General features: G+C 66.8%; 25 protein-coding genes, 1 tRNA gene and 3 pseudogenes. 17 read left to right on the forward strand and 12 right to left on the reverse strand.

Features of this window, described 5'->3' with window-relative positions; all coding sequences use genetic code 11:
* Positions 1-28: 28 nt before the first annotated feature.
* From QUE79_RS07550 to QUE79_RS07575, 6 genes are all read right to left on the reverse strand, one after another.
* Complete coding sequence (locus tag QUE79_RS07550; RefSeq protein WP_286346128.1) at positions 29-1663, reverse strand: DNA repair helicase XPB; 1635 nt, start codon at positions 1661-1663, stop codon at positions 29-31.
* 179 nt (positions 1664-1842) lie between these two features.
* Positions 1843-2010, reverse strand: coding sequence for a hypothetical protein (locus QUE79_RS07555; protein ID WP_286346129.1), 168 nt, complete (start codon positions 2008-2010; stop codon positions 1843-1845).
* On the reverse strand, positions 2007-2609 hold the full coding sequence (locus QUE79_RS07560) for a helicase-associated domain-containing protein (protein ID WP_286346663.1): 603 nt from the start codon (positions 2607-2609) through the stop codon (positions 2007-2009). Before QUE79_RS07560 ends, QUE79_RS07555 begins: the two co-directional genes overlap by 4 nt.
* The gene (locus tag QUE79_RS07565) at positions 2537-3217 is read right to left on the reverse strand and encodes a hypothetical protein (RefSeq protein WP_286346877.1); all 681 of its coding nucleotides are present in this window, start codon (positions 3215-3217) and stop codon (positions 2537-2539) included. The genes QUE79_RS07560 and QUE79_RS07565 overlap by 73 nt, the downstream gene beginning before the upstream one ends.
* Complete coding sequence (locus tag QUE79_RS07570; RefSeq protein WP_286346130.1) at positions 3214-3708, reverse strand: hypothetical protein; 495 nt, start codon at positions 3706-3708, stop codon at positions 3214-3216. The genes QUE79_RS07565 and QUE79_RS07570 overlap by 4 nt, the downstream gene beginning before the upstream one ends.
* Before the next feature lie 36 nt (positions 3709-3744).
* Positions 3745-4044, reverse strand: a complete 300-nt coding sequence (locus tag QUE79_RS07575) for a hypothetical protein (protein ID WP_286346131.1) — start codon at positions 4042-4044, stop codon at positions 3745-3747.
* A gap of 75 nt (positions 4045-4119) precedes the next feature.
* On the opposite strand from QUE79_RS07575, the pseudogene QUE79_RS07580 reads away from it, so the two are divergent.
* Both QUE79_RS07580 and QUE79_RS07585 read left to right on the forward strand, forming a co-directional pair.
* A pseudogene (locus tag QUE79_RS07580) lies at positions 4120-4496 on the forward strand (cold-shock protein).
* A complete protein-coding gene (locus tag QUE79_RS07585; RefSeq protein ID WP_286346132.1) occupies positions 4489-5016 on the forward strand; it encodes a DUF3027 domain-containing protein in 528 nt (175 codons plus the stop codon). The pseudogene QUE79_RS07580 and the gene QUE79_RS07585 overlap by 8 nt, the downstream one beginning before the upstream one ends.
* Positions 5017-5112: 96 nt before the next feature.
* Here QUE79_RS07585 and serC read toward each other — a convergent pair whose 3' ends face one another.
* Positions 5113-6231, reverse strand: a complete 1119-nt coding sequence (gene serC / locus QUE79_RS07590) for a phosphoserine transaminase (RefSeq protein ID WP_286346133.1) — start codon at positions 6229-6231, stop codon at positions 5113-5115.
* 122 nt (positions 6232-6353) lie between these two features.
* Here serC and QUE79_RS07595 point away from each other — a divergent pair, with 122 nt between their 5' ends.
* From QUE79_RS07595 to QUE79_RS07615, 6 genes and pseudogenes are all read left to right on the forward strand, one after another.
* Positions 6354-7046 carry an iron-dependent transcriptional repressor DtxR gene (locus QUE79_RS07595; protein WP_286346134.1) on the forward strand — a complete coding sequence of 231 codons (693 nt, stop codon included), beginning with the start codon at positions 6354-6356 and terminating at the stop codon, positions 7044-7046.
* A gap of 233 nt (positions 7047-7279) precedes the next feature.
* On the forward strand, positions 7280-8185 hold the full coding sequence (locus tag QUE79_RS07600; protein WP_286346135.1) for a C40 family peptidase: 906 nt from the start codon (positions 7280-7282) through the stop codon (positions 8183-8185).
* Positions 8186-8698: 513 nt separating this feature from the next.
* Positions 8699-9217, forward strand: a complete 519-nt coding sequence (locus tag QUE79_RS07605) for an HNH endonuclease (RefSeq protein WP_286346136.1) — start codon at positions 8699-8701, stop codon at positions 9215-9217.
* 150 nt (positions 9218-9367) lie between these two features.
* A tRNA-Arg gene (locus QUE79_RS07610) sits at positions 9368-9439 on the forward strand.
* A gap of 143 nt (positions 9440-9582) precedes the next feature.
* A pseudogene (locus QUE79_RS25340) lies at positions 9583-10005 on the forward strand (alpha/beta hydrolase); the annotation flags it as partial.
* Positions 10006-10151: 146 nt separating this feature from the next.
* Positions 10152-10511 carry an alpha/beta fold hydrolase domain-containing protein gene (locus QUE79_RS07615; protein WP_286346664.1) on the forward strand — a complete coding sequence of 120 codons (360 nt, stop codon included), beginning with the start codon at positions 10152-10154 and terminating at the stop codon, positions 10509-10511.
* A 239-nt stretch (positions 10512-10750) separates the two neighbouring features.
* Here the strand turns inward: QUE79_RS07615 and QUE79_RS07620 are convergent, their stop codons facing one another.
* Complete coding sequence (locus QUE79_RS07620) at positions 10751-11926, reverse strand: M24 family metallopeptidase (protein WP_286346137.1); 1176 nt, start codon at positions 11924-11926, stop codon at positions 10751-10753.
* 162 nt (positions 11927-12088) lie between these two features.
* Here QUE79_RS07620 and QUE79_RS07625 point away from each other — a divergent pair, with 162 nt between their 5' ends.
* Complete coding sequence (locus QUE79_RS07625; protein ID WP_286346138.1) at positions 12089-12901, forward strand: FadR/GntR family transcriptional regulator; 813 nt, start codon at positions 12089-12091, stop codon at positions 12899-12901.
* Positions 12902-12965: 64 nt separating this feature from the next.
* Here the strand turns inward: QUE79_RS07625 and QUE79_RS07630 are convergent, their stop codons facing one another.
* Complete coding sequence (locus QUE79_RS07630; RefSeq protein WP_286346139.1) at positions 12966-14087, reverse strand: Gfo/Idh/MocA family protein; 1122 nt, start codon at positions 14085-14087, stop codon at positions 12966-12968.
* A 29-nt stretch (positions 14088-14116) separates the two neighbouring features.
* On the reverse strand, positions 14117-15385 hold the full coding sequence (locus tag QUE79_RS07635; RefSeq protein WP_350271661.1) for a Gfo/Idh/MocA family protein: 1269 nt from the start codon (positions 15383-15385) through the stop codon (positions 14117-14119).
* A gap of 138 nt (positions 15386-15523) precedes the next feature.
* On the opposite strand from QUE79_RS07635, the gene QUE79_RS07640 reads away from it, so the two are divergent.
* From QUE79_RS07640 to QUE79_RS07670, 8 genes and pseudogenes are all read left to right on the forward strand, one after another.
* On the forward strand, positions 15524-16618 hold the full coding sequence (locus QUE79_RS07640) for an ABC transporter permease (RefSeq protein WP_286346141.1): 1095 nt from the start codon (positions 15524-15526) through the stop codon (positions 16616-16618).
* The gene (locus QUE79_RS07645) at positions 16615-17640 is read left to right on the forward strand and encodes an ATP-binding cassette domain-containing protein (RefSeq protein WP_286346142.1); all 1026 of its coding nucleotides are present in this window, start codon (positions 16615-16617) and stop codon (positions 17638-17640) included. Before QUE79_RS07640 ends, QUE79_RS07645 begins: the two co-directional genes overlap by 4 nt.
* Positions 17637-18467 carry a sugar ABC transporter substrate-binding protein gene (locus QUE79_RS07650; RefSeq protein WP_286346143.1) on the forward strand — a complete coding sequence of 277 codons (831 nt, stop codon included), beginning with the start codon at positions 17637-17639 and terminating at the stop codon, positions 18465-18467. Before QUE79_RS07645 ends, QUE79_RS07650 begins: the two co-directional genes overlap by 4 nt.
* Positions 18468-18577: 110 nt before the next feature.
* Positions 18578-18772 (forward strand): annotated as a pseudogene (locus QUE79_RS25345) (hypothetical protein); the annotation flags it as partial.
* Entirely contained in the window at positions 18748-19980 is a 1233-nt protein-coding gene (locus QUE79_RS07655; RefSeq protein WP_286346144.1) for a four-carbon acid sugar kinase family protein, read from the forward strand. The pseudogene QUE79_RS25345 and the gene QUE79_RS07655, both read left to right, overlap by 25 nt.
* Positions 19970-20785 carry an HpcH/HpaI aldolase family protein gene (locus QUE79_RS07660; RefSeq protein WP_286346145.1) on the forward strand — a complete coding sequence of 272 codons (816 nt, stop codon included), beginning with the start codon at positions 19970-19972 and terminating at the stop codon, positions 20783-20785. The genes QUE79_RS07655 and QUE79_RS07660 overlap by 11 nt, the downstream gene beginning before the upstream one ends.
* A gap of 304 nt (positions 20786-21089) precedes the next feature.
* Positions 21090-21554 carry a hypothetical protein gene (locus QUE79_RS07665; RefSeq protein ID WP_286346146.1) on the forward strand — a complete coding sequence of 155 codons (465 nt, stop codon included), beginning with the start codon at positions 21090-21092 and terminating at the stop codon, positions 21552-21554.
* 16 nt (positions 21555-21570) lie between these two features.
* Positions 21571-21978 (forward strand): RidA family protein, encoded by a 408-nt coding sequence (locus QUE79_RS07670; protein ID WP_286346147.1) that lies wholly within the window; start codon positions 21571-21573, stop codon positions 21976-21978.
* 60 nt (positions 21979-22038) lie between these two features.
* Here the strand turns inward: QUE79_RS07670 and QUE79_RS07675 are convergent, their stop codons facing one another.
* Together QUE79_RS07675 and QUE79_RS07680 are read right to left on the reverse strand one after the other, a co-directional pair.
* Positions 22039-22689 (reverse strand): DUF11 domain-containing protein, encoded by a 651-nt coding sequence (locus QUE79_RS07675; protein WP_286346148.1) that lies wholly within the window; start codon positions 22687-22689, stop codon positions 22039-22041.
* The gene (locus QUE79_RS07680; RefSeq protein ID WP_286346149.1) at positions 22686-23237 is read right to left on the reverse strand and encodes a hypothetical protein; all 552 of its coding nucleotides are present in this window, start codon (positions 23235-23237) and stop codon (positions 22686-22688) included. Before QUE79_RS07680 ends, QUE79_RS07675 begins: the two co-directional genes overlap by 4 nt.
* Positions 23238-23240: the final 3 nt, after the last annotated feature.

Raw genomic sequence — 23240 nt, forward strand, 5'->3', positions numbered from 1 at the left:
TTGGTAGTGCGCTGGTGAGATCGCGACGCTATGCGGCGAGGGCGATGGAATCCAGGATCGTGTAGCTGTAGCCCTGCTCGGCGAGGAACCGCTGGCGGTTCTGCGCGAAGTCCTGGTCGACCGTGTCTCGGCTGACCAGCGTGTAGAACGACGCCGGCAAGCCGGACTTCTTCGGGCGGAGGAGGCGACCGAGCCGCTGCGCCTCTTCCTGGCGGGAACCATACGATCCGGACACCTGGATGGCGACCGTGGCCTCGGGGAGGTCGACCGAGAAGTTGGCCACCTTCGAGACGACGAGCACCTTCACCTCGCCGTCGCGGAACGCCTGATAGAGCCGCTGTCGCTCGTCGACGCTGGTCGCCCCGGTGAGTTTCGGGGCTCCGAGCGAATCGGCGAGCTCGTCGATCTGGTCGAGGTACTGGCCGATGACCAGGATCTGCTCGCCCTCGTGCCGCTGGACAAGCTGCCTCACGACGTCGAGCTTGATGGGCGCGGTCGCTGCGAGCCGGTATCGCTCGTCGTCGGCGGAGGCGGCGTACTCGAGGCGGGCCTCCTGCGGGAGGTCGACTCGGACCTCGTAGCAGCTGGCGGGGGAGATGAAGCCCTGCGCCTCGATCTCCTTCCACGGGGCGTCGAAGCGCTTGGGGCCGATGAGGCTGAACACGTCGCTCTCGCGGCCGTCTTCTCGGACGAGCGTGGCCGTGAGGCCGAGACGACGGCGAGCCTGAAGCTCGGCCGTCAGCTTGAAGACGGGGGCAGGCAGGAGGTGGACCTCGTCGTAGACCACGAGGCCCCAGTCGAGAGCGTCGAGCAGCGAGAGGTGCGTGTACTTGCCCGCGCGCCTGGCGGTGAGGATCTGGTAGGTCGCGATGGTGACGGGCTTGATCTCTTTCACGGCGCCGGAGTACTCGCCGATCTCGTCCTCCGTCAGGCTGGTGCGCTTGAGGAGCTCGTCACGCCACTGGCGGGCCGAGACCGTATTGGTGACCAAAATCAGCGTGGTCGTCTTGGCCTGCGCCATCGCACCCGCGCCGACGAGGGTCTTGCCCGCACCGCAGGGGAGCACGACGACGCCGGAGCCGCCTTCGAAGAAGTTGTCGACGGCCTTCTGCTGGTAGTCGCGGAGATTCCACTCGGTGGTGTCGAGATCGATCTGGTGCGGGGTGCCCGGGGTGTACCCGGCGTGATCTTCGGCGGGCCAGCCGAGCTTGATGAGCTGCTGTTTGATCTCGCCGCGAGCCCAGGGGAGGAGTTCCCAGAGGTCGTCGGCCCGTTTCACGCCGAGGAGCTCGCCCACCTTCTTGGCCCGGGTGACCTCGCGCAGGACGGCCGAGTCGGTACCGCGCAGGAGCAACTGATCGCCGTCTCGCTCGATGACGATCCGGCCGTAGCGGGCCACGGTCTCGCCGATGTCGACGGAGACGCTCTGCGGCACCGGGAACTTGGAGTACTTCTCGAGCGTGCCGAGCATGTCTTCGGCCGAGTGCCCCGCCGCGCGGGCGTTCCAGAGGCCGAGGCGCGTGATGCGGTACGTGTGCACGTGCTCGGGCGCGCGCTCGAGCTCGGCGAAGACACTGAGGTCGTGCCGGGCGTCGTCAGCGTCGGGGTGGGCGACTTCGAGCAGTACCGTGCGATCGCTCTGGACGATGAGTGGACCTGACAAAACGCTCCCGACATTGAGGGGTGTCGCGTGCAAACCGACAACGTTGAAGTCTAAGCGTCGCGCCTGTGCGTCGGCCCGGCCCCGTGACACTGGTTCGTCGTGCGCAGCGATCGGCGAACGTGATCGGCACGCCGTGCACGACCAAGCAGGGGGAGGTCGAGGGAGGGAGGGAGGGAGAGTCAGGGCGCGGGCGTCGCCACGGCGACGATGCTCGAGAGGGGCAGCGTGCGCTCGATGTCCGACTTGCGGTCTCGACCGCGAACGCGCCCACCGCCGACTCCGGTCGGCTCCATCGACAGCTCCGACGTGGTGCCGTCGGCCAGGGCGACGGTCACGACGACCGTCATCCGGGCCTTGACGGCGGCGTCGAGCTGGCGGGCGATCCACGCGCGGTCGGTGTCTTCGGGGCTGCCGCCGCCGGCTGCCGCCACCCGCTGGACGAGATCGGCCACGGGATCGGAGGCCGGGGGCGGCGTGATCCTGCGCGCCCTTCGTCGGAGGGGGAGCGGAGCGGCTCGCGCTCGTCGTCTTCGAGCACGACGGGATAGCGCTCGTCGCTGAGGCCCCAGTAGACGGTCTCGGCGTCGAAGCGGGACAGCATGCGCAGCCCGTCGACGCGGCGCAGGCCGAGCGGTGCCAGCGCCTGGTCGACCTCGACGGTGTCGATCAGCGCGCTGTCGTCGCTCCGGAGCTGGCTCACGGCGCCGATGGACAGGGCGACGCGATCGAGGCCGTCCTGGGCGAGCGTCGAGACGCGGTAGCGACCGTGGCGCGCGGCGGTCTCGGTGAGCAGGTAGTCGAGCGGCTGGGGGATGCCGGTCGACGAGACGCCGTTCAGGAACTCGCGGAGCCCCGCTTCGGTCTCGCCGGCGCTCAGAGCTCGCTGGATGCCGCCCTCGCTGATGCGGTAGGTGGCGGCCAGGCCGGCGCTCTCGACCTCGGCGATGCTGCGGAGGCGGCCGTCGAGGTCGGGCGCGAGGGCCCGGGCGCGACGACGGTGAGGTCGTGCTGCAGGTAGACCTTGTCGATGGGCGCGGGCATCAGCCGCCTGACGATCTCGCGCGCCGGATCGACGCCCTCCCGAAGCAGGGTGACCGCGACGGAGGTCGGCCGCGACCCGGTGGTGAGCCCGAAGAGTTCCGCTGAGCGTGCGAACGCGTCGAGGCGCTCGGGAACCCAGGCGTGGCCCGCCGGGTACCGCCACTCGGTGAAGGTGCGCAGCGGCTCGCCCCACGAGGTGTCTGCGCGCTGATCGAGCACCGCCAGCACTTCGCGCGGGAGGGCCCGAAGCCACGACGACACGAGCGTCGCCCAGCGATCGGGCCACGACGCCAGGAGCCAGCTCTCGGACTGCGGCGTCGGGACCCAGCCCTCACGACCGACCTCGACCAGCCCCGCCGCGCGCGAGGCGTTCAGGATCGGGGTGACGTCGTCGACGTCGATGCGAGCGGCCTCCGCGAGTCGGCGCGTCTCCGGCAGGGCCAACCCTCCCTTGGCGAGTTCGCGCGCAGGGCTGTCACCCACGGCCCGGATGATCTCGGCGACCTCGATCACGATCGCGTAGAGGCGCTCGGCGCTCCGTTCGTCTTGGGTCGCACGGTCGACGGAGTCGACGGCCTCGAGGACGACGGGGGCGTGGTGCCGCCGAGAGAGCTCTGCGAGAGCGCAGGATCATCGTCGAGAACGGTGGTCACGGGACCGAACGTCGTGGTCGTGCCCTCGGCTCGGAAGACGAGGAAGAGCTCGTCGAGGTGGGACAGCGCCCGCTCGAACTCGTCGGGAGCCACGTCGAAGGACGGCGCCGCGGCGGCCAGCAGGTCGGCCGGAGTGCCGGTCGTGGCCGCGACGCGGAGAGCGAGCAGCGCGACGCGGTCGAGCCGCGTGAGCGCGTCGCGCACCGACGTGTGATCGAGAAGGGCGTCGGCCAGATCGAACGCGTCTTTCACGGACGCCGGACGGTTGACGGTGCGCTCGCGGAGTCGTGCGAGCAGGGCCTCGGGCTCGAGGCCGCGCACGGTACCGGCGAGGTCGAGAGCGCTAGCCACGGGGCGCCTCTGCCCGGTGTCGGCGCTGCGCCGGGATCAGCGTTTCTCGCCCCGAGAGTCTGCCTCGCGTCGAGAGTCTCGCGATCGGCGGATGCCGCTGACGACGACGTAGGCGATCACCAGGATGATCGCGATCGGGAAGGCGATCTCGGGCAGCAGCGTGATCGTCGGCCAGATGCCGGACGACGAGTTGCCGTGACCGGAGATCGCCGCGATGATCACGATCACGATGCAGACGACGCCGAGGCCGATCACCGAGGGGAAGGCGAACAGCAGGGCGCGCTCGACGCGGCGGATACCGGTGCGCTCCTCGGGAGCAGGTCTGTTCGTGGGCACGATGCCAGCGTAGTGGGCCACGCTCTGCCGTGGGCCCGTATGCTTGGGGCGCCCCACCTACCTAGGAGTTCAGTCATGCCCACCGGCAAGGTCAAGTTCTACGACGACGAGAAAGGCTTCGGCTTCATCTCGAGCGATGACGGCCAGGAGGTCTTCTTGCACGCGTCGGCCCTGCCCACGGGCACGACCGGCGTGAAGGCCGGCACCCGCCTCGAATTCGGCATCGCCGACGGTAAGAAGGGGCTCAGGCCCTCTCGGTGCGCGTTCTCGACGCCGCGCCGAGCATGGTCGAGCGCAGCCGCCGATCCGCCGAAGACATGGCCGTCATCGTCGAGGACCTCGTAAAGATGCTCGACGGCGTCGGCAACCGACTCCGTCGCGGCCGCTACCCGGAGAACGGTGCGCAGGTCGCCGCCGTCCTGCGCAAGATCGCGGACCAGCTCGATGGCTGACGACGCCCTGTTCGAGCTGGCCCGGACCGCTCTGCTCGAGATCACGCGCGACGACACGATCGGCGAGCCCCTCGACGTCGTCGTCGAAGACGACAACACGTCGACGGTCCACTTCGCCAATACGCTTCCCGGCTACCCGGGCTGGATCTGGACCGTCAGCGTCTCGACCCTGGCGGGCGAAGAGCCCACCGTGCTCGAGACGGAGCTCATCCCGGGCGATTCCTCCTGCTCGCGCCCGACTGGGTGCCGTGGGTCGAGCGGCTCGCCGAGTACGAGGCGTCCCAGGAGGCCGCGGCGCACGCGGCCGACGATGAGTCGGACGACGACGACGAGTCGGACGACGACGACGACGAGTCGGACGACGACGATGACGAGTCGGACGACGACGATGACGACGACGATCTCGTCCGCGACCAGTTCGACGGCATCGACGTCGAGGAGGCGGCCGAGGCCGCCGGCCTGGACGGGTCGGGCGACGACGACGAGGACGAAGACGAGTAACCCGGATCCTGCGCCGTGATCCATCGCCTTAAATCGAAGGGGATTTTGCCCGAAGGGCCGCCGATCGCTGATCGAGCAGGCCCGGGGGCAAAATCCCCTTCGATTTCTGGAGGGGTCAGGCGGAGAGCTCGGCGACGACGAACTCGATGGAGCGGATCAGCTGCCGGACGTCGTCGGGCTCGATGGCCGTGAACGTGGCGATGCGCAGCTGGTTGCGACCGAGCTTGCGATAGGGCTCGGTGTCGACGATGCCGTTGGCGCGCAGGATCTTCGCGACGGCGGCTGCGTCGATGGACTCGGCGAAGTCGATGGTCGCCACGACCTGCGAGCGGTGCTCCGGGTCGACCACGAACGGCGTCGCGTACTCGGACGCCGTCGCCCAGTCGTACAGGGCGCCCGAGGACTCCCTGGTGCGGGCGTCGGCCCAGGCGAGGCCGCCGTTGCCGTTGATCCAGTCGATCTGGTCTTCCATCAGGAGCAGGGTCGCCAGGGCCGGCGTGTTCAGCGTCTGGTTGAGGCGCGAGTTGTCGACGGCGTTCTTCAGGCTCAGGAACTCGGGGATGTATCGATCCGAAGCGGCGATGCGCTCGATGCGCTCGATCGCTGCCGGCGACATCAGGGCGAACCACAGGCCGCCGTCCGAGGCGAAGTTCTTCTGCGGGGCGAAGTAGTAGACGTCGGCCTCGGCGGCGTCGAACCGGGCCCCGCCCGCGGCGCTCGTCGCGTCGATGACCGTCAGCGCGCCGGCGTCGCCGTTCACGCGGGCGACCGGGGCCATGACGCCGGTCGAGGTCTCGTTGTGCGGCCAGGCATAGACGTCGACGCCCTCGACGATCTCGACCTCGGCGCGCGAGCCGCCTTCGGCCGTGATCACGTGCGGCTTCTCGAGCCACGGCGCTCCGGCCGCCTTCGCGAACTTCGAGCCGAACTCGCCGAACGAGAGGTTCTCGGCGCGCTTCTCGATGAGTCCGAACGACGCGGCGTCCCAGAAGGCCGTCGAGCCACCGTCTCCGAGGACGACCTCGTAGCCGTCCGGGAGGTCGAACAGGGTGCCGAGGCCGGCGCGCACGCGGCCCACGAGGTCTTTGACGGGCGCTTGGCGGTGGGACGTCCCGAGGATCTTCGCTCCGGACGTGACGAGGTGCTCGAGCTGGGCTCCGCGGATCTTGGAGGGCCCGCACCCGAAGCGTCCGTCGGTGGGGAGGAGGTCGGTGGGGAGGGTGATGTCCGGCATGCGTTCGATGCTATCGAGAGGGCAGGATCGCGACGCCCGGTTCAGACGACCCCCAGGTGATCCGGCCCATACCGTCCGACCGGTAGGATTTCAGGAAAGCGCGCTGTACCGGGAGGCACCAGTTGACCGATCTCGTCGACACCACAGAGATGTACCTTCGCACGATCCTCGATCTCGAAGAGGAGAACATCGTGCCTCTCCGAGCCCGCATCTCCGAGCGCCTCGGCCACTCCGGCCCGACCGTCTCGCAGACCGTCGCCCGCATGGAACGCGACGGGCTCGTCGTCGTCTCGGGAGACCGCCACCTCGAGCTCACCACTGCGGGTCGCACGAAGGCGACCCATGTGATCCGCAAGCACCGCCTCGCCGAGCGCCTCCTCGCCGACGTGATCGGCCTCGACTGGGCCTTCGTCCACGACGAGGCCTGCCGGTGGGAGCACGTGATGAGCGAGCAGGTCGAGCGGCGTCTCCTCGAGATGCTCGACCACCCGACCGAGTCGCCCTACGGCAACCCGATCCCCGGGCTCGACGAGCTCGGCGATTCGCCGGCCGGTCGCTTCCTCGACGGAGTGATCTCGATCGTCGACGTGGCGGCCCAGAATCCCAGCGGAAAGTCAGGAACGATCCGTCGGCTCGCCGAGCCGGTCCAGTTCGAGCCGGAATTCCTTCAGCAGCTGCACGACAACGGGGTACAACCCGGCAACGTGGCCACGATCTCGGCGGCGGGTTCGTACGTCTCGGTCAAGGTGGAGGGGTACGACGAGGCGATCGAGCTCTCCAGCGACGTCGCGGCGCACATCTACCTCTCTTCCTGATTTCCTTCACAAACGTTTACCTTTTCGTTACAAACATCCTCCTTCAGGATGACATCGGGGTCGTACTCGGGTACGCTCGCCAAGTCCAAACAACCAGGAAGCCGGTTGCCGGACCCGTGGCAAGACGTCTCGTTCCCCATCTCTTGCCGTGAGTCGTTGATCCAACGAACGGGATGGGGCAGGCGCTGGGCCTAGGAGCCAGGTGTCCGTCGAGGCGCAGGAGAGCACCCCTCTTGACCAATGGCATCACCTCGACCCCCAGCACGAGCTCGCTCGTCGCCCGCCGGTCGACCCCTCGCACCGATCCGATCCGCACCGGCCCGATCTCGACCGTGACGACTTCGACGATCGCGGTTCCGACCACTCGTCGCGCCGCACGCGCTGCCGACCGCGCGCAGGTCAAGGCCAAGCGCCCGGGTGCCAAGAAGACCGTCGTCTCGGTCGTCGTCATGACGCTGACCGCCGGTCTCGTGGGCACGATGGCCATTCCGGCCTTCGCGCTCACCCCGAACAGCTCGGCCACCGGCTCCTCGTCGACCACGGCGGCCATCAACGCCGCGCGGACCAACGGCGCCCAGAGCGTCGCCGTCGCTGGTTCGGTCTCCGACGCGAGCGTCTCACGCGACAACTACACGGCGACCGTCCCCGTCGTTCGGACGGCGACGACCAGCACCACCCTCTCGGCCAGCCAGACCACCGCCGCCGTGGCCAAGCGCGCCTCGTTCGCCGCCAGCACCGCTTACACCGGCAAGACCGCCGCCGACTACCTGGCCGACCCGTCGCATCCTGCATTCAGTCTCGCCTCCGTCTACCAGACGGCCCTGAAGTACGTCGGCACCCCCTATGTCTTCGGCGGTGCGACGCCCTCCGGCTTCGACTGCTCCGGCTTCGTCATGTACGTCTACGCGCAGTACGGCATCTCGCTCGCGCACTCCGTTCCGGCCCAGTCGGCGGCGGGGACGACCATCTCGCAGGCCGACGCCGAGCCCGGCGACATCGTCGTGCTCAACAACGGTTCGCACGACGGTTTCTACGCCGGCAACGGCATGATCCTGGACGCCCCGAAGCCCGGCGGCGCCGTCAGCGTCCGCCCGCTCTGGACCAGCGACGTGCACTTCGTCCGCTTCGGTATCAAGTAGGTCTCTCGGGATCCTGCGTCTCGGCCCTCGCCCCTTCGGGAGCGGGGGCCGTCGCCGTGTGCGGATCGTTTCTGCGTGAACGTCCTGTAAACCGTTACGCGCGGTGCTAGGCACTCACCGAGACGTGTCGTAATCTGAGCGCACGCAGTTCGACGAACCACCAGGAGATCCGATGACACGAACGGGAGCCACCCGCACCATGGGTGCGCTGCTGAGCTGTGCCATACGGGCAACGCGCCAGAGCGTCCACCATTTCGGTGTGCGCCGAGGCGCCCACGACTGAGCACCGTCACTGATCGTGACGGTGCTTTTTTCGTGGGCACCACCTGGCGGCGAGACCGACTGCGCGTAATCGAATACCCGGAAGCCGTCCGGGCCTTTTCGAAAGGAAAGCAATGCGCACCCCTGTCTCCTCCTCTGCTCTCACGACCGTTTTCGAACCGTCGGCCGCCGCTCCGCCCCTGCTCCCCCTGATCTCCTCAGACGGGCGCGCTCGGTCTCGGGAGCGGAAGCGTGAACCGGACCCTGGTGCTCAACGCGAGCTACGAGCCCATCGCGGTCGTGTCCTCGCGTCGAGCGTTCCTCCTGGTCATGAACGACAAGGCGTCCGTCCTGTCGCAGAGCGACCGCGTGCTGCGGAGCGCGACGGTCACGGCCTTCGAGCCGAGCGTCGTCCTGCTGCGCCAGTTCATCCGGATCCCGCGGCGGTCCATTCCCCTGAGCCGTCGCGCCGTCCTGGAGATGTACGACTACACGTGCGCCTACTGCTTCAAATACGGCAACACGCTCGACCACGTGCTGCCCCGGGCGCGCGGCGGCACCAACACCTGGGACAACGTGGTGGTCGCCTGCGTCAAGTGCAACAACAAGAAGGCGGACCGACTCCTGAGCGAACTCGGCTGGAAGCTTCCGTTCGAGCTCAGGAACCCGGAGCCCACCGCCGCGGCCATCATCGGCAAACGGTGGAAGGAACCCGCCTGGACCGAGTTCACGGCTCCGTGGCAGCGCCACGAGCTGAAGATGGCGGTGTGACGCGCGGGGTCGGTTCCGGAACGTCGGTTCCGGCGCCCGCCCTCGGCGCGCGCCCGGTCGTCACGGCATCGGCCGCCGGTGCCGCCCGGAGCGGCGGCCGGTCGCCCGAACGCGAGGGTTCGGCGATGGTTGGGTAGGCTGGTCGGGTCAGCCTCTGTAGCTCAATGGAAGAGCAGTTCCGTCCTAAGGAAAGGGTTGGGGGTTCGAGTCCCTCCAGGGGCACTGGCTCGCCGCGCGAGCCCGTCGCAAGACGCGGTCTCCGTCCTGGGAGCTCCCGCTTCCGATGACGGTCGGTGAGCTCGCGGCACCTTTCGTCCGCCCGGCACGCCTTGCTACCGTGAGGAGAACGCGAAGAAGGGTTTGCCATGGCCGTCCACGACATCACATTCGACTCGAGCAACGGGCGCGACGTCGTCCACGGCTGGCTGCACACGCCGGTGGTCGACCGGTGTCGCGGTCTGGTGCAGGTCGCACACGGGTTCGGGGAGCACTCGAGGCGCTACCTGCCGCTCGTTCACGCTCTCACCGACGCCGGCTTCGCCGTGGCGATGGACGACCACCTCGGCCACGGCGCGACGGCTCTGGCGAACGATTCGTGGGGCTTGTCGAGATCCGACACGTCTGACGTCTTCGTCGACGACGAGCAGCGGCTGCGCGAGATCGCCCAGGGCATCGTGACCGACGTGCCCTATCTCGTCTTCGGGCACAGTTGGGGCTCGATGATCATGCGGGAGTACGTCGCCCAGCACGGAGACGGAGTCACCGCCGCGGTCTTCTGCGGCACGACCGGCATGCTCGACGGGATGGCGACGGCGCACCGGGCCGCCTCGGCGCAGGTCGCCGCGGAGGGCCTCGATGCCCCGACAGAGGCGCTCAACCCGCTGCTCGGCTCACTCGTGCGCCGGTTCGGGCCTGAAGCCAACCCCTCGAGTGGATCTCCGCGGTTCCCGCAGTCCTCGCAGACTACGTGGCAGACCCCTACAACGCGGGCATGCGCCCCTTCAGCGCGGGCTTCGCCGCCGGGTTCGCCGACCTCTACGAACGAATCGACTCGCCGGACTGGGCCGCCAGGATCCCGCGGACGACGTCCGTCCTCTTCGTCTCAGGCGACCAGGATCCCGTCGGCTCCTTCGGAAGCGGCGTGTACCAGGCTGCGAACCGCCTCGCCGACGCGGGCCACCCCGACGTCACGACGCGCCTCTGGACGGGTGTCCGTCACGAGGTGCACAACCAGCCGGAGGTCCGCGACGAGGTCTTCGCCACGATCGTCGACTTCTACGACCGCGCCCTGTAGTCGATCGCCCGAGCCACGTTCGTCGTGAAGCCGAGCGGACGTCGCCCATACGGAGGGACATCGTTTGTCGCCGCGAGGTCACGCGCGGGTGTCGCCGTCAGATAGCGATGGTCGCCGCAGAGGTCAGTCGACCGCAGCCGGAGGGGTCATCGGCATAAGCGTCATCGACAACGGTCGTGACCACGTCGGGTCAACTCTTTTGGCGTCCGCGGGAGCTCCGGTTGATTCGCGCGGTGGCGTCACGACCCTGACCCGCCCGTCCGATTCCAGCCGCGGGCGTCGTCACCGGGGGCACTCCAGCCGTCGTCGGTGACGATGAGTGTGTCCTCGAGTTTGATGAAACCCGAGTCGTGGTCTTCGAACCAGGACTCGATCGAGAGAACCATGCCTGCCTGCAGAGGGTCCTGAGCGTGCGTTCCGGGGTAGGGAACCGGCCCGGAGCCGGTCAGGCGGGGCGCCTCGTGAGTGATGAGGCCCATGCCGTGCGCGACGAACTTCATCTTGTCGCCGTCAGGCAGTTTCGAGATGACGTCGAGGGCGTGCGTGTAGATCTCAGCACCTCTCTTGCCCGCACCGATCATCGTTCGAGCTTCTTGTTGGACGGTCTCGACCTGCGATAGCAAACTCACCTGGCGCGGGCTCGGGTCGGTGTCAATGCCCATACGGGACAGGTCGCCGATGTAGCCCATGTATTGCCCGCCGGAGTCGAAGGAGAGGCTCCTACCGCTTTCCCAGATGGCGTCCGTTGGGGCCCGATTCATCGAGCCGCCACCGATGGTGACGAGCGCGTACTCGAAGTACATACCGCGTCTGGTTTGCTCGAAACGGAAGAGTTCCTGGAGTTCCAGCTTGCTCATGCCGGGTTGAGCCAACGCGAAGGCGGATTTCATGGACTCGATGATCTTGACGGAGGCTTCGCTGACCAAGGCGAGTTCCAACGGAGTCTTGACGGCACGCATGGTCTCGAGCACGGGATGAATTTCGACAAAGCGCGCGTCTGGGAGCAGGTCGCGCAGCGTGTCCAGAGCATCCGCCGGGATGAAGGACTTCTCGACGCCGATGGTTGCGGCCCCGAGGCCGCGCGTGAGAAGAGCCTGGGCCGCGACCTGAGCCGTCTGGATACTGGTCCAACTGACGTTCTGGATGTCCTGGACCCAGATGCGATCGCCCTCCGTGCCCCAATCCTCATTGCCGGCCCCGATGTAGAAGGCGTCATCGGGTCTATTGCGGATGAGGCCGACAGCGGGAAGGTAGCGGCTGATGCCGGTGGCATCGGCATTCGCGAAGAAGAAATAGCGGTAACCGCCGAGAAGGTGCTGGACATTGTGTTTCGTCGTCGCCAGCACGACGTCGACGCCTTGCTTCTCCAGGAGTTCGTCGAGCGCGTGGACGTCAAAGGGAACAGAAACCTTCATTGGTCACTCCAGTCGTGGATCGAAAAGCTTTGGACTCAATGCTTGCACCTAATGGTCGACCGGTCAACCACTGAGAGGGATGCATGTCCCTCACACACGTGGAAGACCTTGACGAATCGTCAGCCGTTTGCCACTCTCTAGCTCGGCAAAAGCTTTTCCTCCGTGTTGTCACGTGCCGCCCGCCTTGCTGGCGCAAATGCGCTGTCACGAATAGAATTGGTGCACCGGTGCTCCACTGCCGCTGTGAGAGGACATTCGATGGTATGGCTGGAAACTCAGCAGACGTCTCCCCGAGAGATGTCGAGTCGAGTCATCCTGAATCGCATGCTCGAGCTTCTTCTCTCGGGTGACCTCGCGCCGGGCGCTCGAATCCCCTCTGAGCGTCAGCTCGCCGAAGAGTTGCAGGTGGGGCGCGGCATGATCCGCGAAGCCATCAAGTCGCTCAGCATGCTCGGGCTTCTCGACCAGCGCGTGGGCGACGGCACCTTCCTGCAGAGTTCGAGTTCGGAACTCCTTCCGAAGGTCATCGAATGGGGTCTGCTCCTCGGTGAGCGTCGTCTCGAAGACCTGCTCGAAGCCCGAAGCATCTTGGAAGTGCAGCTGGTCGGGCTCGCCGCAGAGCGCCGGACGCCAGCCGAACTGGAAGCCATCCAGGCTCACGCTGCAGTGATGAGGACGCCTGACGTCGCCGTGGATGACTACGTGGCTGCCGACATCGCCTTTCATCTGGACATCGCGCGAGCCTCTCACAATGCTGTCTTGAGCGGCGTGCTCGAAAACATCCGGTCGCTCCTCGAGGTCTGGGTCTCCCGAGTCATTCACACCGCCGGCGAGACGGAGTCGTCGCTGGCGATGCACGAACCCATCCTCGCGGCCATCGAAGCGTCCGATGCTGAAGCCGCCGTCGCCGCAATGTCCGCTCACATGGAGCGGGCCACCCGTCGACTCCACGCGTCGCTGCCTTCCGCCGGCTGAAGAGCGGACGTGCAAAGGGAGGACCGCATGGTCCTCCCTTTTCCCCTGCCGGATCAGACCGCGGTCAGGACTTGAAGACGACCGGGAGCATCTTCCGCTCGTGGGCGGCTTCTTCGATCGTGTCGACGATTTCCGCGACGCGATAGCCATCCTCGAAGGTTGCGGCGACCGATCCCGTGGAGGTTCCGGCTGCAAGGGCGAGCATGTCGTGAGCCTGGTGGGCGAAGCACTCGTTCCAACCAACGGGGTGAGACCCCTGGACTCCGCCGGGAAGCCAGAATCCTTCGAGCGGGTCTCCAGAGCGCGTCACCATTTGGGTGCTCGGGCCGCCTCCGGGTCTGCGGATCACGAGCTCGTTCAGTCGTTCCATCTTCCATGAGATCGAGCCCTTGGTTCCGTCGATCTCGAACTCGCCGCTGAGCGCGTGGGCTGCAGCGACCCGGGATGCTTCGAAGGATGCCGTTGCTCCGTTGGCGAGGCGGCCGATGGCGATGAACGAGTCGTCGTTGACGTCGGTGATCCGGTTGCTCGGGTCGACTGTCCACGTCTGGGTGAGGGCGGACACCTCGGTGACTTCGCCGACGAGGAACCGCGCGAGGTCGATGTGGTGCGAGCCGAGGTCGCCGATGGCGCCGGCGCCGGAGCGCCCGCGATCGAAACGCCAGGTGATCTCGCCGTCGGGGCCGACCATGTCCATCAGGAACCGAGAGCGGAAATGACGGATCTCTCCGAGCTCGCCGGAGGCGATGAGTTCGCGTGCGTATTGCACGGCGGGGATGAAGCGGTGCATGAACGCGCACCGGTGTTCGACGCCGGTGGCGGCGACGGCTTTCCAGAGTTCGTGCGCGACGCCGGCGGAGGAAGCGAGCGGCTTTTCGCAGAAGACGGGGATGCCCGCTTGAGCGGCCCCGATGGTCGGATCGAAGTGGAGGTCGTTGGGGCCGGCGTTGATGAACAGGCCGAGGTCCTGTTTCAGGACATCCGTCCAGTCGCCGTAGGTCGCGGACCAGCCGTACCGGCTGGCTGCTGCTTCCCGGGCTTCGACGCTCCGGTCGGCTAGGGCTACCAGGTTGGCTGCGATGGAGGGCTGCCGTTGGGAGAATCCGGCGTTGTTGAAGGCGAGGGAGTGCATCTGGCCGATGAAGCCGGCACCGACTTGGCCGACTCGAACCGTTGTTTTCGTCATTGGGTCCTTTCAGGACGGGTGCGTGAGAGTCAGAGGACGATTTCGACCGGGGAGCGCCGGTCGTGGGACTCGACGGCTGCCTCGATGAGACGGATCGTGCTGAGCCCGTCGCGTGCGGTGGGGAGCTCGCGGACGGCTTCGTCGCTGCTTTCGCCGAGAAGGCGTAGGAGAACGCCGGAGAAGAAGTCACGGTAGATGTTCGCGAACGCCATGATGTAGCCCTCGGGGTGTCCGGGGCGAATGCGGGTCGCCGCCTGGGACGCCTCGCTGGTGCTGTCAAGGCCTCGCGAGATGCGGATAGCTGCCTCGCCCGGTCGGCGGAGCCACAGGTACTCGGGGGATTCCTGGTCCCAGTGGAGGGAACCGTCGTCGCCGTAGACGGCGAATGCGAGCCCATGTTCGTTCCCTGCGGCCACGAAGCTCGACCAGAGACGTCCGACGGCTCCGTCGCTGAAGCTAAGGGTCAGGTACGCGTTGTCGTAGATCTCGCGACGCTTGGCGATGGTCGTCAGCTGCGCGGTGACTTCGATGACGCGCTGGCCGGTGACGTACTCGACGATGTTGTGGGCGTGCGAGCCGACCTCTCCGAGAACAACGGCTTTGCCCATGGATGACGGCTTGAAGTGCCAGTGGCGCTTGCTGGAGTCCTCCGGTTCACGGAGCACACCCGGGTCGCCCGCGGCATGGCGCCCTTCGACCAGTGTGATCCGCCCGAGAACTCCGGTTCGGACGAGTTCTTTCGCTTCGCGCACCATCGGGTACCCGGTATAGCAGTGCGTGACGGTGAAGAGGGCGCCTGATTCATCGGCAACGCGGACCACTTCCGCGGCGTCCGCCGCTGTCGATGTCGTCGGCTTCTCGCAGAGGACATTGATCCCAGCCTGCAAGAACGCCATGGAAATTTCGCCATGAAATTGCGGAGGGGTAATGACGACAACGGCATCGACGCCGTCTTCACGAGCCGTCTCGCCAGCGAGAAGATCCTGCCACGACGCATATCGTCGACTCGGGTCGATGAGAAGCTCAGCAGCGGACGCATCCGCAACCGCCGGATCGATGCTCATGGCACCGGCGACGATGTCGGCCAGTCCGTCGGTGCGCAGGGCCAGCAGGTGGGTTCCTCCGATGACGGAGTCAAGACCGCCTCCGATAATGCCGAACCTGACGCGGCGACCCAACCGGGATACGAGTGATGTGCTGGACATGCGGTGCCTCTTCCTTGAGATCAAGCGCGTGAAGAAGTACCGCGCCGTCCTCAGCGTAGGTGCTTCGTCGTCAATGGGCAACCGGTCGACCATTAAAGGTCGACCATTTGCGAATAAAGGTTGACCGGTCGACCATTGGGACGTACGGTTCAGGAATGCACCGGCGCAGACGATTTTCTCGGACGAGGCTCATCGAGCGTCAACGCCTCGACTCGCGAAAGGACACTTGAGATGACTACCTCAACCATCACTCCGAACAGAACGGTGAAGACCGTTCCCGGAAAAAGCACGAACGCCGTGTCCGTCGGCCTGTGGGTCATGAAGCTCGGGCCTGGCATGATCCTGGTCCTGCTTGCTATCGCCATGACCATCGCCAACCCGCTCTTCTTCACCGAGCGGAACATGCAGAACCTGGCCATGCAGACGGCATCCATCGCCATTCTCGCCCTCGGTCAACTCCTGGTCATCCTCACTGGCGGCATCGATCTCTCCGTTGGCAGCGTGCTCTCACTGGCCAGCGTCGTCGGCGCGACCATCTTCATCGGCGGCGTGGGCAATGGGCTCGTCGTCATCGGGGCGATGGTCCTGGTCGGCGCGATAGCAGGTTGGGTAAACGGAGCCGTGTTCGTCCTCGGACGCATACCGAGCCCGTTCATCGTGACCCTCGCCATGCTGAGCGTCGCGAGCGGCCTGGCCCTTTCCATCTCAAATGGTCAGCCTCTGGTCGGCATGCCCGACTCCGTCAACTACCTCGGCAGCGCCTTCGTCGGGCCCGTACCGGTCTCTCTGATCTTTGTCGCGGTCCTCGGCGTCGCCGTCTGGGTCCTGACACGCAAGATGACCTGGGGCCGTTGGATCTACGCCATCGGCAGCAACGAGGAAGCAGCCCGACGAGTCGGAATCCCCGTTAAGAAAGTCATGATCTCCGTCTACGTCTTCGCCGGCATCGCCGCAGGACTGGCTGCCATCGTCGTCTCCGGTCGGACCAACTCCGGCTACCCGACCGCAGGGTCCCTCGCCGAGCTCGATGCGATCGCCGCCGTCATCATCGGCGGCGCCAGCTTCACCGGCGGCCGCGGCGGCGTCAGCAACGCCCTCATCGGAGCGCTGACCCTCGGCGTCATCCGCAACGGTCTCAACCTGCTCGGCGTGAACCAGTACATCCAGATCGTCATCATCGGAGCAACTATCGTCCTCGCCGTCCTCCTGGACGTCTACAGGACTCGTGCCGAGGCGCGGTTCCGCGCCATCCTCGCCCAACGAAGTGTCACCAGCCAGAGCGTCTCCACCAGGAACATCGCCACCCAGACAGGAGCTTCCTCATGAGTGTCCTCGAACACCCCAGCGTCACCGCCGCCAGTTCCGAAGACGCGCCCGTTCTCGAAGTACGAGGGGCCGTCAAACGGTACGGGAACGTCGTGGCCCTCGATGGCGCCTCGCTGACTTTGAAGAAGGGTGAGATCCTCGCCCTTCTCGGTGACAACGGTGCCGGCAAATCGACGCTCGTGAAAAGCATCAGCGGCACGCACCAGATCGACTCGGGCCAGATCTTGGTGGATGGCGCACCCGTCGAATTCAGAAGCAGCGCAGACGCGCGGAGTGCCGGAATCGAAACCGTCTACCAAGACCTGGCCCTGTTCGACAATCTGCCGGCGTCGGCGAACTTCTACGCCGGCCGCGAGCTCACCGGACCGGGCAGGATGCCACGCGGCTTCGGGCTCCTCCGAACGAAGACCATGGCCAAGGAGACCGCGAAGCTCCTCGAAGAACTGAAGGTCCGGATCCCGAGCCTGGTGATGCCCGTCGGACTCATGTCGGGCGGCCAACGCCAAGCCATCGCCGTCGCCCGCGCCGTCGCCTTCGCACACCGGGTCGTCCTCCTGGACGAGCCCACGGCCGCCCTCGGAATCCGAGAGACACGGCAGGTGCTCGACCTCGTCAAAGCGCTTCCCGCCCGCGGCATCTCCGTCATCCTCATCTCCCACCAACTCGACGACGTCATCGAAGTCGCCGACCGCGCCATCGTCCTCCGGCGCGGCCGAGTCGTCGGCGAAGAGATCCTCCGCCGCCACCCACCAAAAACTCGTCTCGATGATCGTCGGCGGCGCCGACGCAACCGCACCGACAGCGCCATTTGCCTGATTCGGCTGCATCCCCGTGTGATGCCGAACCCGTCGGCCGCGCACAATCCCCTGCACAACGAAGTGGAGAACACCATGAAGAAACACGTCACGATCACCATGGCCGCCGTCGGCATCCTCGCCTTCACCCTCACCGGCTGCTCCGGTGGAAGCGGGGAAGCGCCGGCGGCAAGGCTGCAAGCCTCCCCAAAATCGGCGTCGTCTTGAAGACGACCAACGCCTACTACAGCGCCATGACCACCGGTATCAACAAGATGGACAAGAGCAAATTCGATCTGCTCGGAGTCGTCGCGCCCGGGGACGGCACCGACGCCCAGGCGCAGATAACGGCCATCCAGGGAATGCTCACCCGCGGAGCCAACGCTCTTGTCGTTGCGCCGATCGGCCCGCAGGTCGAGCCGGTCCTCGACCAGGCCGTCTCCGAAGGCGTCAAAGTCGTCCTTGTGGACAACGACCTTCCCGGATGGAAGAAGCTCTCCAGCTACGTCGGCACCGACAACTACGCCGGCGGCAAACGAGGCGGCGAGTACCTCGCCAAGGAGCTCGACGGGAAAGGCAGCGTTGCAGTCATGTCCGGCGTTCCCGGTGTTCCCGCACTGCAGGACCGCGTCGACGGCATGCTCGCCGGCCTCAAGGGCACCGACATCAAGGTCGTCAAAACGCTGTCGACCGACTGCGACCAGACGAAGGGCGTCAACGTGATGCAGGCCATCGGTTCCTCCGACCCTGACGTCGACGCCATCTACAGCGCCTGCGGACCACCCGTCCTCGGCGCCATCGAAGCCCGATCCAAGACGAACGTGTTCAAGAAGAACCTCCTGATCGTCGGCTTCGACGGCCTGCCGGACGAGGCCAAGGCGATTCTCGCCGGAACCGAGACCGCAAGTGTCGCGCAGTTCCCGCAAAAGATGGGCACGACCGCCGTCACCACAGCCGCTGCCGCCGCCTCCGGCAAGAAGGTCAAGGCCGTCATCGACACCGGCACCGTCATCGTCACCAAAGCAACCGCGCAGACGTTCACGAAGTTCCAGTGACGCACAGCTGAGGCACTCGATACCGCACGATCACCTGCGAAGGAGCATTCCGTGACATCAGCACTCGAACGACAGAATCGACACATCACCGCAGCGTCTCGGGTCGGCTGATGCCTCACGACACGGAAATCCTTCGCCTTCTCGAGGCAGTCAACGGTTGGGTCGTCGTCCTCGACGACGACCCGACCGGATCCCAGTCCGTCCACGGAGCCACGGTTCTCGTCGACCCGAGCCTCCGGACGCTCACCGACCACGCGATCCGACGTGAAACGGTCTTCGTATGGACGAACACGCGAGGCTTCGACGAAGAACGAGCAGCCAGCACCACCGCCACTCTGACCACCAGGATCCTTTCCGCGGCAAACGAGGCGGAGGTTCGCCCCTCGTCGTCTCACGGGGTGACTCCACTCTCCGCGGACACTTCGCCATCGAGCTCGGCCAGATCCAGACGGTGTTCAAGGACGCCGGCCGTCCCGTCGACGGCGTCGTCTTCGCCCCCGCGTTCCTCGAAGCGGGCAGGGTCACGGTCAACGACATCCATGCCTTGAAGGACAGCGCCGGGCATCTGACCCCCGTCGTCGACACCGAATTCGCGCTCGACGCGACCTTCGGATATACCGAGAAGAATCTCCTCGACTGGGTCTCGGCTCGCCTCGGAAGCGGGACGGGCGTCGTGTCCATTGCGGCCACCGCCGAGCGTCCACCATTCGAAGCCCTCGACCAGCTCAGCGCCCTGTCCGGCGGAGACGTTGCCGCGGTCAACGCCTCCACCTGGCCAGACCTCGAGACGGTCGCACGGGCGAGCCTGGAAGCAATCACCCTCGGGAAGAACCTTCTGTTCCGAACCGGTCCCTCCTTCATCGCCTCACTCATCGGACAAGGCAGCAATGCACCACTGACCGAACACGACCTGCAAGGTCAGCGGAAGGGCTTCGGCCTCACTGTTGTCGGTTCCCACACGGCCTTGACGACGACGCAGGTCGAAGCGGCCGCGGCCCGAAATGACCTGGCCGTCATCGAGTTCGATGTCGCGGCGTTCCTCCACGAACGTCTACCCGGAGCCTACGGCGCCGAACTCGGGGAACGGGTGGCGCTGTCATTGGGGCGGCGTGACACGCTCCTCGTGACCTCGAGGTCGACCGAGGTCATCCACGGGAACAAGAAAGAGAGCCTTGCGCTCTCTAAACGGATATCGGACACCCTCGCGCAACTCGTCCATGACCTTCCGGTGGACCTGCCGTTGTCCTCCGTCATCGCCAAGGGCGGCATCACCTCTCACGACATCGCCGCCCACGGGCTCGACCTTCGCGAAGCCGTCGTCATCGGCCAGCTCGCCACCGGGAAGATCTCGGTTCTCCGCCTGGGCGCGACCAGCCCGAGAGCAGGGATGCTCTACGTCATCTTCCCCGGCAACGTCGGCGACGACCAGTCGCTCTCCGCGGCGATCGCACTCTTCCACAAAACCCGGACGCTCGCGTCCACCTGCCAAGGAGCCGGACATCATGACCGCTAAGCCATCCCTTCGAGAGCGCATCCGCAACGACGAAGTCGTCTACGGCCTCATCGTCAAGATGCCCAACCAGCCGCTCGTCGAGGTCGCCGGCTATACCGGATACGATCTCGTCCTCATCGATACCGAACACGGACAATCTGACGACTCCGTCCTCGAGAACCACCTTCGTTCGGCCCGCCTCGCGGGCCTTGAGACTCTCGTCCGACTCGGACGCAACGACCCCGTACTCATCCTGCGCGCTCTCGACGCAGGGGCGTCGGGCGTGATCCTGCCGCACATTTCCACGGCTGATCAGGCTGCGCTCGCCGTCGCGGCATCGAGATACCCACCCATCGGAAATCGAGGTCTCGCCGTGAGCACCATCGCCGGTCATCACGGAACCATGTCGCTGGAGGCGCACCTTCACACGTCGGAACGCGGTAGCTACGTCATCGCTCAGGCCGAAGATCGGGACGCCTACGTGAATAGTGCCCAGGTGGCCGCCGTGCCGGGGCTGGACGCCGTCTGGATCGGCCCGAGCGACCTCTCGATGTCGATGGGATACCCCGGGCAGCCGGGCCACCCGGAAGTCGCCTCTGCCATCGACACCATCGCCGTGAACGTGGCAGCATCCGGCAACGCGGCCCTCTGCGTCATCGCCGACGACGCCGAAGACGCTGCCCGCTGGGTCGAACGAGGGGCCCGTATCATCCTGTTCAATTCGACCAGTGTGCTGTCTGCCGCCCTGGGTGGGACAGTGACGAACGCTCGGCGAGCCGTTGATGAAGCCCGGACGTCATCGTCGATCAAGCGAGCTGCCGTCTAGCCCGTCTCTCCTCGCACAGGCGCGCCGGGGTGGCCACGTCTGATAAGGATGGTAGCCACGGCGGTCAGTCGACCGCGGCCGGAGGGGGCACCGAGATGAGCGTCATCGACACCGATCTGCCGTGGGACGGGCCCGTGGTCGACGACATTCCGCTGCCACCGTTTCGTGACACGGCAGAGCATCGCCGCTACGCTCGCATGCTTCAGCTCCACCTGGCGCTGCTCGACCCCGGTCGACCCGCACTGCCGACCATCGCGCTGTCGGTGGCGCTCGAACCCCCCACGCCTACCCCGATGACGAGTCGATGCGCTGGCTCTCCGAGCTCGAGCTCTCCATCGCGCTCACGAGCTGGTTCCCGGCACCGTGGACGCCGGCCGCCCTCGCCCAGTCGCTGGCACGAGTCCACCAGGATGCCCCCGTCCTGCAGGATCGCGCGTGGGCGTGGCTCTCCGATCCCGATTTCGCGGCCGAACCGAACCCGGCCGGAGGCTGGATCGTCACCCGGTCCGAGCGCGGCGATCGCGAGACCGCCCACCTCACGTCGGACCACCGGCTGACGGTGATGTGGCAGGACCACTTCCGAGGCAAGTTCGCTTTCCCTCTTGCGCACAGCGTCGACCCCGAGGACGTCGCGGCTCTCGCGGCGGCCTCTCTCGCCGCGCAGGAGTTCGACGAGCGGGACGCCGACTACAGCTACCGCACGTCGTGGCGCGCCACGCGCGACGAAGCACTCGCCACCGCCCGCCGGTACGGACACCCCGGGCGCTAGATCTCACAGGAGCGACATGCCGAAGACCGTGACTCTCATCCGATCTGCAGTCCTCTCGAGCGTTGCCGAATACGCCTACGCGGCGACGGCGCCCTCCGACGCTCGACTCGTCTTCCTGGCGGGGGCGTGCCCGCTCGATGCGGACGGGACCACCGCGAGCCTCGGCGACTACGCAGGCCAGGCCCGGAAGTGCCTGGAGAACATGCTCGTCGCGCTGCGCGAAGCGGGAGCCGGCATCGAGGACGTCCTCAGCACCCGGGTCCTCGTGGCGTCCACCGATCGGGCCGATCTGGGGGCGGCGTGGGAGGTCGTCCGCGACGCCTTCGGCGACCACGACGTCCCCAGCACGCTGCTCGGCGTGACAGTCCTCGGGTACGAGGGCCAGCTCGTCGAGATCGAAGCCGTCGCCGCGGTTCTCGACTGAGGGTCGAGAGCGGCGTCGGAACGGGCACCGACGACGAACGTCGTCAGTGCCCGCGTCCGCTCAGTGCCGCCGCTTGGCGTATCCGACTCCGCGACGTCGACGCCGCACCATCAGTACGAGACCGGCCGCGATAGCCGCGAGAGCTCCACCGACTGCCAGACCGACTCCGTGCGATCCCGTGAACGCGAGCACCGCGGATCCTGCGCCCCCTGCCGGTGTTGCCGCCGCAGCGGCTGCGACGGCCGCCGAGTTGGAGGCGGTGGTCTGCGGCGCGGGCGAGCCGGCGGGAGGCTGCACCTGCTCGGTGGGGGAGGAGAGGGCGGCCGTGTTGACGATCGTGCCGGGAGCGTTGTCGGCGACGCGCGTCGTGAGGAGGATGGTGCGCGACTGTCCGACCGCCAGGTCACCGGTCAGGTCGCAGGTCACTTTCGCGCCCGACGCACGGCACGAGTCGTCGCTCGGGCTGGCCGAGACGAAGCTCAACCCCGTCGGGAGCGGGTCGGTGACAGTGATCGGCCCCGGATCCGCGGTCGGTCCGGAGTTCGTCACCGTGAGCACGTAGACCAGCTCCTGGCCGCGAACCGCAGTGCCGCGATGCGTCTTGGTGATCGACAGGGAGGACAGGGCCGGCACGGTGACGGGGTCGGCCGCCGCGTTGTTCGACGGGTCCGAATCGGTCGTGGTCGAGGTGACCTTCGCCGTGTTCGTCACGCCGGGGTAGGCCTTCGCCGTGACGGTCGTGTTGATCGTGAGCGTCGGCGCGGTGGCATCGGCGCCCAGGGTGCCGGAGAGGTCGCACGAGACCGGCGTGCCTGTCGCGGTCGCCGCCGCCGCGGTACAGGTCCACGCGCTGTCGCTTCCTCGACCGACACGTAGTCGAGACCGACCGGGAGGACGTCCTCGACGGCGACGCCGGCGGCATCCGAGGGGCCGTGGTTGACCACGCCGATCCGGAAGGGCAGCGCGGACCCGATGTGGGGCGTCCCTGTGTGCGTCTTCGTGATCGACAGGTCGTCGACCGCTCCGACCGTGACGGTGGAGCTCGCCACGGCCTCTGGTCCGACCTGCGCGGTGGCGGAGGACAGCGACGCCTCGTTGGTGAGCGAGACGTTGCTGAGATCGGGAGCGACTCTCGTGGTCAGGGTCAGCGGCGGCGCGGTTCCGCCCGCGACGAGGCCGGACCCGTCGGCGAGCTGGCAGTCGACCGTGTCGGCGTGGATCGGGTCGACGGCGCAGGTCCAGTCCGGGTTGGAGGACACGTA

Origin of the sequence: Frondihabitans sucicola, from assembly GCF_030296615.1 — a bacterium.
GTDB lineage: Bacteria > Actinomycetota > Actinomycetes > Actinomycetales > Microbacteriaceae > Frondihabitans > Frondihabitans sucicola.

What these genes read in the sequence shown, in the direction of transcription:
- QUE79_RS07640 (WP_286346141.1), top strand. Translation starts at nt 15,524, where the DNA reads ATGACTACCTCAACCATCACTCCGAACAGAACGGTGAAGACCGTTCCC.
- QUE79_RS07645 (WP_286346142.1), top strand. Translation starts at nt 16,615, where the DNA reads ATGAGTGTCCTCGAACACCCCAGCGTCACCGCCGCCAGTTCCGAAGAC.
- QUE79_RS07655 (WP_286346144.1), top strand. Translation starts at nt 18,748, where the DNA reads ATGGACGAACACGCGAGGCTTCGACGAAGAACGAGCAGCCAGCACCAC.
- QUE79_RS07620 (WP_286346137.1), bottom strand. Translation starts at nt 11,926, where the DNA reads ATGAAGGTTTCTGTTCCCTTTGACGTCCACGCGCTCGACGAACTCCTG.
- QUE79_RS07660 (WP_286346145.1), top strand. Translation starts at nt 19,970, where the DNA reads ATGACCGCTAAGCCATCCCTTCGAGAGCGCATCCGCAACGACGAAGTC.
- QUE79_RS07665 (WP_286346146.1), top strand. Translation starts at nt 21,090, where the DNA reads ATGCGCTGGCTCTCCGAGCTCGAGCTCTCCATCGCGCTCACGAGCTGG.
- serC (WP_286346133.1), bottom strand. Translation starts at nt 6,231, where the DNA reads ATGCCGGACATCACCCTCCCCACCGACCTCCTCCCCACCGACGGACGC.
- QUE79_RS07630 (WP_286346139.1), bottom strand. Translation starts at nt 14,087, where the DNA reads ATGACGAAAACAACGGTTCGAGTCGGCCAAGTCGGTGCCGGCTTCATC.
- QUE79_RS07635 (WP_350271661.1), bottom strand. Translation starts at nt 15,385, where the DNA reads ATGGTCGACCGGTTGCCCATTGACGACGAAGCACCTACGCTGAGGACG.
- QUE79_RS07555 (WP_286346129.1), bottom strand. Translation starts at nt 2,010, where the DNA reads ATGACGGTCGTCGTGACCGTCGCCCTGGCCGACGGCACCACGTCGGAG.
- QUE79_RS07585 (WP_286346132.1), top strand. Translation starts at nt 4,489, where the DNA reads ATGGCTGACGACGCCCTGTTCGAGCTGGCCCGGACCGCTCTGCTCGAG.
- QUE79_RS07670 (WP_286346147.1), top strand. Translation starts at nt 21,571, where the DNA reads ATGCCGAAGACCGTGACTCTCATCCGATCTGCAGTCCTCTCGAGCGTT.